This window comes from Streptomyces sp. CA2R106 (assembly GCF_037034245.1).
Classification (GTDB): Bacteria; Actinomycetota; Actinomycetes; order Streptomycetales; family Streptomycetaceae; genus Actinacidiphila.
In genome coordinates, this window is the sequence record NZ_JBAGKC010000001.1 from 276818 (window position 1) to 289883 (window position 13066).

The window sequence follows — 13066 nt, forward strand, 5'->3', positions numbered from 1 at the left end:
GTTGGGCGGGGAGCAGCCCGGCAGACCGGAACCGGCGGAGGGGTCCGGGGCGCCCGAGCGGCAGGGGCCGGGGCAGACCGACAGCGGCGCTGCCGGCGCCGTGGACCTCGGCGCCGCGCTGACCCCCGCCGACGGCATCCCCGCCGTGGTGCTGCCGCCCGAGGGCGGGCCGTGGCAGGACCGGATGCGGGCGATGCTGCGGCTGCCCTCGACCGAGCGGCCCGCACCTCCCGGGGACCGGTCCGCGGTCGCCGGCGGGGGCGGCGGTTCGGTGCCGCGCGTGCTCGACCTCACCCTCCGGATCGGGGAGCTGCTGCTCGCCGGGGGCGAGGGCGCCGAGGACGTCGAGGCGGCGATGTTCGGGGTGGCCTTCGCGTACGGCCTGGCGCGGGTGGAGCCGACCGTGACGTTCACGCTGCTGGGCATCTCCTACCAGCCGTCGCTGACCGAGACGCCGCACACCATGAGCCGCACGGTGCGGCGGCGCGGCACCGACTACACGCGGCTGGCGGCCGTCTTCCACCTGGTGGACGGGATCACCGCGCACGAGGTGACGCTGGAGGAGGCGTACCGCAGGCTCGCCGACATCCGCCGCAACCGGCACCCGTACAGCTCGTGGGTGCTGACCGGCGCGGCCGGGCTGCTGGCGGGGGCGGCGAGCGTGCTGGTGGGCGGCGGGCCGCTGATCTTCGTGCTGGCCGCGCTCGCGGCGATGCTCGGGGACCGGCTGGCGTGGCTGCTGGCGGCACGCGGGCTGCCGGAGTTCTACCAGTTCGCGGTCGCCGCGATGCCCGCCGCCGCGATGGGGGTGCTCGTCGGGCACTACGGGCACTGGATTCCCGGGGCGACGAACCTCCAGTCCTCCGCGGTGATCACCGGTGGGCTCTTCGCGCTGCTGCCCGGGCGGGCGCTGGTCGCGGCCGTGCAGGACGGGCTGACCGGCTTCTACATCACCGCGTCCGCCCGCCTGCTCGAAGTGGTCTACCTCATCGTGGGCATCGTCATAGGGGTCACGCTCGTCCTCTATGTCGGGGTGCACTCCGGGGCGCGGCTCAATCCGGACCAGGCGCTGCGGGCGTACGACCGGCCGTGGGTGCAGCTGCCCGCGGCGATGGTGCTCACGCTGGCGTTCGCCGTGCTCCTCCAGTGCGAGCGCAAGGTGCTGGTGATCGCGACGCTCAACGGCGGCGTGGCCTGGACCGTCTTCGGGGTGCTCCACCAGCGGGCGGGCGGCAACCAGGTCGTCTGCACGGCGGCCGCCGCCGGGCTGGTCGGGCTCTTCGGGCAGCTGATGGCGCGCTACCGCTTCGTGTCGGTGCTGCCCTACGTCACCGCCGCCATCGGGCCGCTGCTGCCCGGGTCCGCGACCTACTTCGGGCTGCTCGCGCTCACCCAGCAGCACCAGTCCGCCGCGCTCAGCCAGCTGACGAAGGCCGCGGCGCTGGCGCTCGCGCTGGCGATCGGGGTCAACCTCGGCAACGAGATCGCGCGGCTCGCGCTGCGCGTGCCGGGCTCGGCCGGGCCCCGCCGCGCGGCCAAGCGCACCCGCGGGTTCTGAGCGGGCGCCGCGGTTCCCCGGGAGGCGTCACCGGCCGCCGGTGACGAAGTCCGCGAGTGCGGCGGCGACAGCTTCGGGCTGCTCGTCGGGGATGAAGTGCCCTGCTCCGGGCACGGTGACGCCGGTGACGCGGTCGGCCCAGGGGCGGATCGAGGCCGCCATGTCCGGGATGGAGCCGTGGCTGCTGGAGATGCCGAGCACGGGCACGGCCAGGCGCTGCCGCTCCAGTGCCTGGTGGTTCCTGCGCGCGGACTCGGCGGCGTCCCGGTAGTAGGCGAGGGAGGCGCGCAGGCCGCCGTCGGCGGCGAGGGCCGCCGCGTAGTGGTCGAGGTCGGCGTCGTCGAAGGCGTCGGGGGCGAGGGCCTTCACCTTGAGGAACCAGGCGACGTACTCCCGTTCGCGGCCCGTGAGCAGCGTCTCGGGCAGGTCGGGCACGAGGTGGAAGGCGAAGTGCCAGGTCTTCCAGGCCCGCTCCGGGTCGGTGGGGATCGTCTCCGGGAGGGTGACGCCGGGGATGCCGGCGTCGAGCAGGGCGACCCCGTGCAGCCGGTCGCCGTGGTTCAGCGCGAGGGAGAAGGCGACCCAGGCGCCGATGTCGTGGGCGGCCAGCCAGTAGTCGTCCACGCCGAGGGCGGCCACGGCGGCGTGGACGTGGGCGGCGACGGTGTGGGTGTCGTAGCTGAGGTCGGGGCGCTCGGAGTGGCCCTGGCCCGGCAGGTCCACCGCGATGACCCGGAAGCGGCCGGCGAGGGCGGGGATCACCTGATGCCAGGCCCGCCAGGTCTGCGGGAAGCCGGCGAGCAGGACGAGGGCCGGGCCGTCGGGCCGGCCGCCCTCGACGGCGTGCAGGCGGACGCCGTCGGCGTCGACCCAGCGGTGGGTGAAGCCGGCGAGGTCGTGCAGGGGCAGGTCGTGCAGGGGCAGGCCGGGGACGGGGCTGCTTGTGGGGCGCTGGTTCTGGGAGTCGGTCGTCACGCTCGAACGCTAACATATCTTGAACCAATCGGTTCAAGATGCGAGGATGGGCGGCGTCCGGCAGATCGACCGACCTGCGGACCGACCGACACACCGGCAGGGGAAGGCACGTGGCAGGCAAGAAGCAGTTCGACGTGGACACGGCGCTCGACGCCGCGATGGTGCAGTTCTGGCGCGCCGGGTACGCCGACACCTCCCTCGACGACCTGTCCCGGGCGACCGGGCTGAACCGCAGCTCGATCTACTCCTCCTTCGGCGACAAGGACACGCTGTTCCTGCGCTGCCTGGACCGCTACGCCGCGCGGTACGGCGAGAAGTACGACACCGCGCTGGCGGGTGCCGGCGCCGAGCCCGTCGCGGCGGTCCGCTCGTTCTTCGACGTCACCCTCGCGCGCATCGCCGACCCCGAGCTGCCCGACGGGTGCCTGATCGCCCAGTCGGCCATGGCGGTGCCCGTGCTGAGCCCGGCGGTCGCGGCGCACGCCAAGGAGGCGCTCGGCTTCCAGTTGCGACGCCTGCGCGCCGCCTTGCGGGCGGGCCGCATGGCCGAGCAGGACGCGGAGCGCTTCGCGCTGCACGCGGCGGCGGTGAACCAGTCGCTCGCCGTGATGAGCCGGGCCGGGGCGGGCGCGGAGCAGTTGCGCGCCATCGTGGACGTCACGGTCGGCGCGCTGGAGCGGGCGCTGCCCGCGGCCTGAGGCGGAGCGTCGCGTCGTACGGTGGAAACGGTGCGTTCAGAATGGAGGGATTGCGTGGAGGAGCGGGATCGCGTGCGGGAGCCGCAGGCGGGCAGGGGCGGGCGCCCGAGGAGCCAGTCGAGGAAGGCGGCGATCCTGGCGGCGGCGGGGGATCTGATGATGGAAGGGGGACTGAAGGCGGCGACGATGGAGGCGATCGCCGCGCGCGCGGGGGTGGGCAAGGCGACGGTCTACAAGTGGTGGCCGTCGAGGGGCGCGGTGGCGCTGGAGGGCTTCATGCTCCGCGCGGCGGACTCCTGGCGGCTGCCGGAGAACGCCTCGGCCGAGGAGTCGCTGCGGGTCATCGCGGTCGCCGCGGTGCGCCTGTTCACGCAGAGCCCGGCCGGTCCGCTGATGCGGGCGCTGGCCGCGGACGCGCAGTCCGACCCGGAGATCGCGCAGGCGCTGCGCGAGCAGTGGCTCTCGCCGCGGCGGGCGGTCACCACCGAGGTGCTGCGCGAGGGCATGCGCTCGGGCGAGCTGCGCCCGGACCTCGACATCCCCGCGACGATCGACATGATCTTCGGCCCGATCTACTTCCGGCTGCTCTTCGACCACGAGCCGATGGACGAGGAGTTCGCCGCGCGGGCCGTGCGGCAGGCGATGGCGGGGATCGGGGCGGGGGCCGGGAATAGCTCGGCTCGACCCGTTGCTCAAACTGAACGTGGCGTTCAGTAATGCGCCGCTCAACCCTCTGGAGCATGGAGAACCACCGTATGACGACCAGCGGCCCGTCCCCGTCCGCGCCCCCGACCACCGCGGCTCCCGCGACGTCGGCGCCGACCGTTGCCGAAGCCCCCCGCTCCCTGCGCTGGGTGATCCTCACCCTCGCGTTCGCCTGCGGCGCCAGCGTCGCGAACCTCTACTACGCGCAGCCCCTGCTCGGCCTGCTCAGCCACTCCTTCGGCGTGAGCAAGGGCACCGCCACCATCGTCGTGACCGCCACCCAGATCGGTTACGCGCTGGGCCTGGCCCTGCTCATACCGCTCGGCGACCTCCTGGAGAACCGCCGGCTCGCCTCCCGTACGTTGCTGGTCACCGCCGCCGCGCTCGCCGTGGCCGCGTTCTCCCCGGACTTCTGGGTCTTCCTCGCGGTGTCGGTGCTGATCGGCGTCACCTCCGTGGTCGCGCAGATCCTGGTGCCGCTCGCGGCGCACCTCGCCCCCGCCGAGTCGCGCGGGCGGCTGGTCGGCCAGGTGATGAGCGGGCTGCTGCTCGGCATCATGCTGGCCCGCTCCGTCGCGAGCTTCGCCGCCGCCGCGTGGGGCTGGCGCAGCATCTACGCGATCTCCGCGGTCGTCATGCTGCTCACGTCGCTGGCGCTGCTGAAGCTGCTGCCGGTCCGCAAGCCCGAGCACACCGCGCGCTACGGCACCCTGCTCGCGTCGGTGGTCGGCCTGGTGCGTTCCGAACCGGTGCTGCTGCGGCGGGCGTTGACGCAGGCGAGCATGTTCGGCGCGTTCACCGCGTACTGGACGGCGGTGGCGTACGAGCTCGCCGACCGCCACCACATGTCGCAGAACGGCATCGCCGTCTTCGCCCTCGTGGGCGCCGCCGGCGCGGCCTCCGCCCCGATCGCCGGGCGGCTGGGCGACGCCGGGCGCGGTGTCGCCGGGCGGGCGGTGGCGATCCTCACCGGACTGGTCGCGATGGTGCTGGCCGGGCTCGGCGTCGGCAACCTCGTCCTGCTCGCGCTCGCGGGCATCCTGCTCGACTTCGCGGTCCAGGGGCACCAGGTGCTCAGCCAGCGCGACATCTACAGCCTGCGGCCCGACGCCCGCGCCCGCGTCAACTCCGTCTACATGACCACCGTCTTCCTCGGCGGCGCCGCGGCCTCCGCCGCCACCGGCGCCGTACGCTCCGCCTGGGGCTGGACCGGCGTCACCACCATGGCCGCGGCCCTGACCGCCGTCGCCTTCCTCCTCTGGTCCCTCGACCACCTCCGCCCCACCCGGGGGTGAACGAAAGGCGTGGCGCGGCGCGGACGGCGTGCGGGATGCATACGGACTGGCGGTGGACGGCCGGCGCGTGCCCAACGAGCGGCCGGTGCGTTCAGCGCAAGGAGAGCAGCATGACGTCGTGCAGGTCGGCGCCGTCCCACGGTCGAGCCTCGCCCACCTTGCGATAGCCCCAGGCGCGCACCGCAAGTTCCATGAGGCCGAACGTGCGGTGCCCGTCCTCGCGGCGCATAGCGTCCGGCACCGGTTCGGCGAGTTGCTCCCACCATCTCGTGTTCGCGCTGAGCGGGTAGCCGTAGGCGATGCCGACCGGTTCGCCGCCCTCGCCACGAGCCAGGGCAGCGCGGAAGGCGGCCTTGCGCCCGAAAGTCACCCGCGGAGGTGGTGGGTGGTGTTTCCCACCAGGTGGATGTGGACGCGGCGTTCGGTGAAGCGCCATTGGCCGTCGTGGCGTGCGAAGCGGTCGTGGTAGCGGCCGGCGGCGACGGGTTGGAGGGGGAAGTCGGGGAGGGCCTGGAAGACGGTGACGTAGGAGCGGGCGGTGGCGGTGCCGGCTTCCTCGTCGACCTCGACGGCGATGTTGGTGGTGGCGTGGTGGGTGCGCGGGGTGCCGTCGTCGTAGCGGATCACGCTGTCGCGGAGCATGCGCTCCACCCCGCCGCCGCGGCCTTCGACGGGGGCGCCGCTGCCGACGAACACGGCGTGCTCGAAGAGTGCGCCGACCCCGGCGAAGTCCCCGGTGTCGACCAACTCCGCGTAGCGGACGATCAGATGGGTGATGGCGGTCTCACTCGCAAGGTTGCTCACCAGGCGGAATCTACCCAAGGTGCGCTGCTCACGGCGGTCGGGCGGCACCCGGGCAGCGCCCCCGCGGCAGCTCGGGAAAGGGGCGGGAGAGCTCGGGTACGCGCATGTATAGTTGCGGGCTGTTGTCAGTATTCGAGTGAATGACGGGCGACTTCGGGGGAGGCGCGCGGGCCGGGCCGCTTTCGGCGTCGCGCGTCGAAACGGGGTTACGCGTCATGCGAGTTCGGATTCGTACAGCTCTTCCCGCGATAGCCGCGGTCATCGTCGGCGGCGCGCTGCTCACCGCGTGCAACGACGACTCGGGTTCCTCCTCGGCCGACGCGAGCGCGTCGGCCACCACGTCGTCGGCCGCGCCGACCACCACCGCCGCGCCCACCACGAGCGCCACCGCGACCACCGACGGCAGCGGCGGTTCGTCCGCCACCGCGGTCACCGTGAACAAGTCGTTCACCGACGACGTGATGGGCGAGAAGGCCACCGTCCTGAAGTACATCAGCGGGTACCAGCCGTCGGCCGCCGCCAAGAGCAAGTTCTCCGCGCTCGCGGACGAGGAGGTCGTCCTCGTCGACGTCAAGGTCACCGCGAGCAGCACCTACTACGACACCTTCGGCGCCGACTCCTTCTACCTGACCGGTATGTCGAACGGCATCGACCAGGCGAGCACCACCATCCTCGACGACGAGATCAAGGCGGCCGGCTACCCGCCGCTCCCCGACGCCGAGACCGGCAAGACCACGACCGGCTGGGTCGTCTTCACGCCGGCCAAGGACACCACGAAGCTCGTCCTGCGCTACAAGCGGCTCGCCGCCACCACCTCCAACGGCAAGTCCATCGCGGCGAAGAACTTCGACATCCCGCTGAACTGACCTGCGCCCCGACATCAGCGGCCCGCCGGAATTCATCCGGCGGGCCGCTGCCGTCAACCGCGGTGCACCCCCGGAACCCCTTCCGTGCCGCCCGCAACAGGGGAGAATGGCCCACAGCCACCGTCCTTCGTGGAAGGAACCACCGTGCACCGCCGTGACGTTCATGCCCCGCACACCGCTCACCCTGCCCGCGACCGTTCGACGGCCGTCCATCCGTCACCCAGGACCGCCGGGCCCGAGGGCCCCCTGCTGAACCTGCAACGCACCGCGGGGAACGCGGCCGTGGCGCGCGCGGTGACCGCCGCCAGGACGGACGGGCAGCAGACCGCGAGGAGCGTGTCCGCGGGAGGCGTGTCCGCGGGAGGCGCGCTGTCGGTGCAGCGCGCGGAGCCGGAGATGCGGCCCACGCCCAAGGGCGACTCCTCGGGGTTCGGCGGCGCGCTCGACGAGAGCGACGTCAAACTGCTCGGCCAGGCGGCCGGCGAGGTCCACAAGATCATCGAGGAGGCGCGGGCCAAGGACCCGGAGAAGCAGGTGCTGCTCTTCATCGGCGTCGGAACGGGCAACCCCGCGGCCGCCTGGGGAAACCCCACGCACGGCGGCGTCGGCGGGATCACCGACAAGGACCAGCACTCGCCCGGCTTCCTGGAGAAGGCCGGCGAAGCGGGCTACACGGTGATCGCGGTCAACTTCAATGTCGGCGCCGGCAAGGAGATCGCCCAGTCCGGCGGCACGGGGCCCGTGGTGAAGCTGGACGTGCCCGCGAAGTTCCCGCTCGACGCGGACGGCCACGAGAAGGCGAAGGACGCCATGGCGAGCCTGCACGCGGCGGCCGGAACGGCGAACCGTTTCGCCGTCATGAACGCCGTGACGCAGACCGACTACCAGCCCCTCCTCGACCTGGCGGCAGCCAAGTCGAAGGGCCAGTCCGCCTACCTCAAGTCCTACATGCAGACCGGCCAGACCAGCGCCTTCTCCCCGATGAACAAGAAGCGCGGCCAGCACATCGAGGGCAGCAAGTTCGCCTCGATGAGCGACGTGTTCTTCGCGGACGCGGAGTAGCGCCCTCCCCGCCGCGTGGCGCAGGTCACGGGAACCGGGCGGGGCGGGTGGGCAATACGGGGTGTGAGTCACTCAATCTACGATCGGCTGCGCGGGGGTGACCCGGGGGCGCTGGCCGAGGCGTTCCGGGAGCACGCGGACGCCGTGTACCGGTACGCGCTGTGGTCCACGGGGAACTGGGCCACGGCGGAGGACGTCGTCTCCCTGACGTATCTGGAGGCGTGGCGCTCGCGGGCGGCACCAGAGGGCACTGGCGCGCATGCCCCGCGCGGAATCCGTCCCGGACTTCGCGGACGAGGTGACCGGGCGGCTGGTGGACGCCGAGCAGGTGGCGGCGGCGAAGGCGGCGCTGGAGGGGCTGCGGCGCAGCGAGCGCGAGGTGTTCACGCTGTGCGTGTGGGGCGGGCTGGACTACGCGTCGGCGGCCGAAGCACTCGGCATACCCGTCGGCACGGTGCGCTCGCGGCTGTCGCGCGCCCGGGCGAAGCTGCGCGACTCCGTCGGGCACCGGAACCTCCCGGGGGTCAGCGGACAGCTACGGCAGACAGGCAGCATTCCGGCTCGGACCGCTCAGGAGAACCTCGCATGAACACCGCCGAACGTGCCGCACACGACGCCGAAGCCACCGAACGTGCCGCACACGACGCCGACTTCGCCGCACACGACGCCGAACTCGCCGCACTCCGCGCGGTGCTCCCGCCCCCCGCCACCCCCGGCCTCACCCCCACCCGCCGCACGCAACTCGAAGCGCACCTGATGCGCGAAGTCGCCGACGGTACGCCCGCCAAGCCGGCCAACCCCACCCCCGCCTTCCGCCGCCGCCTCACCCCCACCCGCTCCATGTCCCTCGGCGCAGCCGCCGCCGTGGTCGCGGCCACCGTCATCGGCTTCGCCGTCACCGGCGGCGCCGGCCAGACCGCCGTCGCCGCCGCCCCCGCCCCCCTCAAGGTGGAGCACTCCCGCCCCACCGCCCCCCCTCGCCACGGTCGCCGCCCGCGCCGCCGCCTACGCCGCGACCCACTCCGGCGCCGCCCACCGCGGCACCCACCGCCGTGAATGGGCCCTCGGCATGTGGGACGACGGCAAGCACCAGCCGGAACAGGTCCCGGTCAGCGAGACCCGCGACCACTGGAACGCCGACGGCAGCGCCGAGGTGGAGGACATCTGGACGATGGACGCCACGGAAGCGCTGCTGCGCGAGTGGACCCCCGGCCCCGCCCTGACCGCCGCGATCGACGGCCTGCTCGCCCGGCAGTCCGGGGTACGGGCGCTCCGCCCGGTCGAGGACCGCGCGGGACGCCAAGGCCAGGCGTACGCCGTGGACTTCAAGGGCACCGTGCGCTGGACGTTCGTCCTCGACGAGCACACCGGCCGCATCCTCGGCACCGAGTTGTCCAGCATCAGGACCGACCCGAAGCTGCGGCTCAAGCCCGGTGACGTCGAGCAGTACGACGTCTACCTGGACTGACACCGGGCCCGCCCCCGCCCGGCTCCCGCCCGAAAGTTGCAGGTTGACTTGGAGCCAACTCGAAGTCCTACGGTCGCAAGCGCATCGACCAGTCGGGCAGATCGAGAGAAGGGCACCACCATGCGTGCGGCTACTACGTGGTTCATCACCGGGACGTCGTCGGGGTTCGGGCGGCTGTTGACGGAGCGGCTGCTCGGGAGGGGGGACCGGGTGGCGGCGACGTTGAGGCGGCCGGAGGCGGTGGCGGGGCTGCGGGCGGAGTACGGGGAAGACCGGCTGTGGGTGGGGGAGTTGGACGTCACGGACGGGGAGCGGGTACGGCAGGTGGTGGGGGAGGCGTTCGAGGCGTTCGGGCGGGTGGACGTGGTGGTGAACAACGCGGGGTACGGGGTGTTCGGGGCGGTGGAAGAGGCGGACGACGCGCAGATCCGCCGGGTGATCGACACGAACCTGCTCGGGTCGATCCATGTCACCCGGGCCGCGCTGCCCCACCTGCGGGCGCAAGGAGGGGGCCGCATCCTCCAGGTCTCGACGGCGGGCGGCCAGACGACCTACCCCAACTTCGGCTACTACCACGCCTCGAAGTGGGGCATCGAGGGCTTCTGCGAGACGGTGGCACAGGAGATCGCCCCGTTCGGCATCGGCATGACCATCGTGGAGCCAGGCGCGACGCCGACCGGCTTCGGCGCCGGGCTCGACCAGGCCCCGGCGATGCCGGAGTACGACGGGACGCCCGCGGGAGAGGTGCGCCGCGCGCTCGCCGACGGCACGTTCGGGCTGCCCAACGACCCCGGGAAGATCGCCGACGCGATGATCGACCTGGTCGATTCCGGTGCGACGCCGCTACGGCTTCCGCTGGGCTCGGACACGTACGACGACGTGCGCGCGTCGCTGGTCGCACGGCTCGCGGAGCACGAGGCGCACCGCGAGGTGGCGTACTCCGTGGTGCGGGACGACCTGACGTGATGACCTGACGTGACGGTGCCGGGCGGGGCGGGTGCTACGCCGGGTCGGGGCGGGTGGGCACGCACGGGGCGTTGAACTCCAGGACCGTCGTGGTGGCGGACCGGACGCCCACCCCGAGGACGAAGGAGGAGTGGGGGAGGGTCGCGGTGGTGCGGAGGGTGGGGGCGTCGGAGTAGTTGAGGGTGTAGCCGCGGGCGGTGAAGAGGGCGTCGGCGGCGGCGACGAGGGTCTGGGCCCGGGCGCGGGGAAGCGTGAGGACGACGCCGTAGACGTAGCGGAAACGGTGCTGCCCGGGGGCTTCGGCGCCGCAGCGGGTCCAGGTGTCGCGGTAGGGGGCGGTGGCGGGCGTGCCGATGGTGGGGCGGAGGGCGGCGAGGGTCTGCCGTACGAGCGCGTGGGCCTGGGCCGAGACGGCCCCGGGCGCGACGTCCCCCTTGTGGGCGGCCCCGCACGCGGCGATGAGGAGGGTGAGGAGGGCGGCGGCGATGCTGCCCGCGCGCGGGACCCCGGTCACGGCTGTTGCCGCAGAACGGCGTCGGCCACGGCACGTACGACGTTCAGCCCGCTGTCGATGACCGAACTGCCCGCGTCCTCCAGGTCGTTGAGAGCGCCGACCGGGTCCCCGGTGACGAGGTCGGCGGCCGCGCCCACTACGGTGCTCTGCGCTTGCCCGACCTCATGGAGCGCGTCCCCGGCGTCCTCCAGCGGCCGCCCCCAGTGCCCGCCGAGCGCGTGGCCGGCGTTCTGGAGCGCCGAGCCCGCCAACTCCTCGGTGCCCGCGAGCGGATCGACGGCGAAGTCCGCGAAGTTCGGTAGCACCCCGACCCGGTCCTCGGTGGGCATCGCGCTGACGTCCTTGGTCCGCCCGGTCACGATGGCGGCCATGTTGTCCAGGGACGGCCCGGCGTCCCAGTACTGGCTGTGCGCGTTCGCCGCGGAAGTGCCCGCCCCGGAGTCGAAGGTACGGCCGCCGAAGTCCCTGGACGTCGGATCGTTGCCGAAACGGTCGCTGTGCGTGTCGAACCAGTGCAGCGGCGAGGGCGAAAGGCCCAACTCCGGTATCGGGTCGAACTTCTTCCGGCTCGCCCACACATGCCCGGCCCCGATCCCGAGGTCGGACGCGTTGTCCACGGTGACACCGGGCGACCCGATGAAGACCACGTCGTCCGGCCGCATCCCGAACCGCGCGCACGCCTCGCCCACGAGCGTGGACCCGTAGCTGTGGCCGACCACCGTCAGATGTCCCCGACCGGTGTGCGACGCCCGCAAGGCGCTGACGAACGAGGCGAGTCGGGGTGCGCCGGTGTCGGCGAAGCCCTGCGACGCGGGACCGGGCACGTTCCACCCGGGGGCGTCGTAGCCGAGCCAGTACACGGACGCGGTCGAGCCGGGCCGCTTGCCGTTCGCGGCCTCGAAGAGCGCCAACGACCGGTCCACGTCGCCGCCGTCGCCGTCCGCCCCGGCCCCGGGTACGTACACGGCCGTGTTCGGCGCGGTGTCGGGGTTGCCGAAGGACAGCGCCACATGGCCCTTGCCCGCGGTGTCGAAGCCGAGCAGATACGTACGCGGGTGCAGGGGGTCGTCGATGTAGGCGGCCAACTCCTGCAAGGAAGCAGGGCAGTCCGGCTGCTTCACCCGCTCGGCCAGCCGCAGCCGGCTGAGCTTGTCCGCGTCCACCGCGGGCAGCCCCTGGAAGGCGGTGATGCCGTCGGGGGAGGCGTCGGCGTACGCCTTGAGGAAGTCCACGTCGTCCAGGTGCTTCGCCAGGTCGCTCGCCACGAGGTCCAGCCCCGCCTGGTCGTGCCGCAAGGTCGCCTGCTGGAAGAGGTACGCGTCCGCGACCGGCACGGAATACGGCTCGGGGACCTCAACCCGCGCATGTCCCTTGGCCAGTTGGGTCGCCAGCGCGTGCCGCCGCCGCAGGTCGGGCAGTTGGTCGCGGGTCCAGGACGCGATCGCCGCGAGCTTGCGCAGACCGGCGGTGTCGAGGCCGTAGCGCTCGAACTGGGCACGCAGCGAACGGCAGTTGGCGTCGAGCGTGCGCGCACCGGCGTCCATCTGCTTGATGGCCTCGCCGAGCACGGCCACGTCGATGGCCGCGAACTTCGTCATGGGGCCCCCGGGGAAGAGGAGTCGGGGACAGGCTACGGCGCCCGCCCCCGGACCACCTCACCAGCCGTGCTCGTGGTCCGACTGCATCTGCCGCGCCTGCCCTTCGGTCACCTGGAGCGGCTCCGCCTTCAAGGCGTTCTCCACGACCTCCCGCAGCCCGCCGGTCAACGTGTGCACGGAGTTCTTCCGCCCGGCCAGGTCCGCGTGGAACCGCGCCGCCTCCGCCGACCCGATCCACGCCTTGCCGCCCCCGAAGTCGGCCGCGGGCTTGTCCAGCACGGGCCGCATCGCGTCGAGCGCCTCGTCCATGTCCGCCAGCAGCGACTGGAGCCAGGCGCGCCGCGGGTTGTCCACCATCTGTCCGGTCATCTGGGCCCTCCCCGGTCGCGTAGCTCGGATGTCCGTGACGTTAGCGGACCGCGCGGGGCGCGCGGGTGGGCGGACATGGACGACCCGTGTGACGGGTGAGGACGAGGATGACCGATCTTGAGCTGATCGTGAGCGAAAGCTGACGTTCCGTGTACGTGAAGGGGTGTCAGGTCCTACGATCTGCTTCA

At 72.8% G+C, this 13066-nt stretch carries 15 protein-coding genes and 1 pseudogene; 10 read left to right on the forward strand and 6 right to left on the reverse strand.

Annotated elements, in window-relative coordinates; all coding sequences use genetic code 11:
- Position 1: 1 nt before the first annotated feature.
- Entirely contained in the window at positions 2-1558 is a 1557-nt protein-coding gene (locus WA788_RS01220; protein WP_335970630.1) for a threonine/serine ThrE exporter family protein, read from the forward strand.
- A 27-nt stretch (positions 1559-1585) separates the two neighbouring features.
- Here the strand turns inward: WA788_RS01220 and WA788_RS01225 are convergent, their stop codons facing one another.
- The gene (locus WA788_RS01225) at positions 1586-2533 is read right to left on the reverse strand and encodes an alpha/beta fold hydrolase (protein ID WP_335970632.1); all 948 of its coding nucleotides are present in this window, start codon (positions 2531-2533) and stop codon (positions 1586-1588) included.
- Between the two features lie 110 nt (positions 2534-2643).
- Here WA788_RS01225 and WA788_RS01230 point away from each other — a divergent pair, with 110 nt between their 5' ends.
- The 3 genes from WA788_RS01230 (at position 2644) to WA788_RS01240 (ending at position 5231) form a co-directional block, all read left to right on the forward strand.
- Positions 2644-3231: a TetR/AcrR family transcriptional regulator gene (locus tag WA788_RS01230; protein WP_335970634.1), complete on the forward strand. Its 588-nt coding sequence runs from the start codon at positions 2644-2646 to the stop codon at positions 3229-3231.
- A 72-nt stretch (positions 3232-3303) separates the two neighbouring features.
- Positions 3304-3948 (forward strand): TetR/AcrR family transcriptional regulator, encoded by a 645-nt coding sequence (locus WA788_RS01235; RefSeq protein ID WP_335970636.1) that lies wholly within the window; start codon positions 3304-3306, stop codon positions 3946-3948.
- Between the two features lie 23 nt (positions 3949-3971).
- Complete coding sequence (locus WA788_RS01240) at positions 3972-5231, forward strand: MFS transporter (RefSeq protein ID WP_335970637.1); 1260 nt, start codon at positions 3972-3974, stop codon at positions 5229-5231.
- A 91-nt stretch (positions 5232-5322) separates the two neighbouring features.
- Here the strand turns inward: WA788_RS01240 and WA788_RS01245 are convergent.
- Together WA788_RS01245 and WA788_RS01250 are read right to left on the reverse strand one after the other, a co-directional pair.
- Positions 5323-5589 (reverse strand): annotated as a pseudogene (locus WA788_RS01245) (GNAT family N-acetyltransferase); the annotation flags it as partial.
- A gap of 8 nt (positions 5590-5597) precedes the next feature.
- The gene (locus tag WA788_RS01250; RefSeq protein ID WP_335970639.1) at positions 5598-6035 is read right to left on the reverse strand and encodes a nuclear transport factor 2 family protein; all 438 of its coding nucleotides are present in this window, start codon (positions 6033-6035) and stop codon (positions 5598-5600) included.
- Positions 6036-6250: 215 nt separating this feature from the next.
- On the opposite strand from WA788_RS01250, the gene WA788_RS01255 reads away from it, so the two are divergent.
- The 6 genes from WA788_RS01255 to WA788_RS01280 all read left to right on the forward strand — a co-directional run bounded on the left by WA788_RS01255 (position 6251) and on the right by WA788_RS01280 (position 10397).
- Positions 6251-6901: a hypothetical protein gene (locus WA788_RS01255; protein ID WP_335970641.1), complete on the forward strand. Its 651-nt coding sequence runs from the start codon at positions 6251-6253 to the stop codon at positions 6899-6901.
- Between the two features lie 282 nt (positions 6902-7183).
- On the forward strand, positions 7184-7963 hold the full coding sequence (locus tag WA788_RS01260; protein WP_335970643.1) for a hypothetical protein: 780 nt from the start codon (positions 7184-7186) through the stop codon (positions 7961-7963).
- Between the two features lie 259 nt (positions 7964-8222).
- Entirely contained in the window at positions 8223-8552 is a 330-nt protein-coding gene (locus WA788_RS01265; protein ID WP_335970645.1) for an RNA polymerase sigma factor, read from the forward strand.
- On the forward strand, positions 8549-9019 hold the full coding sequence (locus WA788_RS01270) for a hypothetical protein (RefSeq protein WP_335971310.1): 471 nt from the start codon (positions 8549-8551) through the stop codon (positions 9017-9019). Before WA788_RS01265 ends, WA788_RS01270 begins: the two co-directional genes overlap by 4 nt.
- Positions 9020-9032: 13 nt before the next feature.
- On the forward strand, positions 9033-9431 hold the full coding sequence (locus tag WA788_RS01275) for a hypothetical protein (protein ID WP_335970646.1): 399 nt from the start codon (positions 9033-9035) through the stop codon (positions 9429-9431).
- A 120-nt stretch (positions 9432-9551) separates the two neighbouring features.
- Positions 9552-10397, forward strand: a complete 846-nt coding sequence (locus WA788_RS01280) for an SDR family oxidoreductase (protein ID WP_335970648.1) — start codon at positions 9552-9554, stop codon at positions 10395-10397.
- 34 nt (positions 10398-10431) lie between these two features.
- Here WA788_RS01280 and WA788_RS01285 read toward each other — a convergent pair whose 3' ends face one another.
- From WA788_RS01285 to WA788_RS01295, 3 genes are read right to left on the reverse strand one after another with little or no spacing between them, the layout of a single operon-like run.
- Complete coding sequence (locus WA788_RS01285; RefSeq protein ID WP_335970649.1) at positions 10432-10911, reverse strand: hypothetical protein; 480 nt, start codon at positions 10909-10911, stop codon at positions 10432-10434.
- Positions 10908-12509 carry an alpha/beta hydrolase gene (locus tag WA788_RS01290; RefSeq protein WP_335970650.1) on the reverse strand — a complete coding sequence of 534 codons (1602 nt, stop codon included), beginning with the start codon at positions 12507-12509 and terminating at the stop codon, positions 10908-10910. Before WA788_RS01290 ends, WA788_RS01285 begins: the two co-directional genes overlap by 4 nt.
- Positions 12510-12566: 57 nt before the next feature.
- Positions 12567-12878 carry a hypothetical protein gene (locus WA788_RS01295; protein ID WP_335970652.1) on the reverse strand — a complete coding sequence of 104 codons (312 nt, stop codon included), beginning with the start codon at positions 12876-12878 and terminating at the stop codon, positions 12567-12569.
- Between the last annotated feature and the right edge of the window lie 188 nt (positions 12879-13066).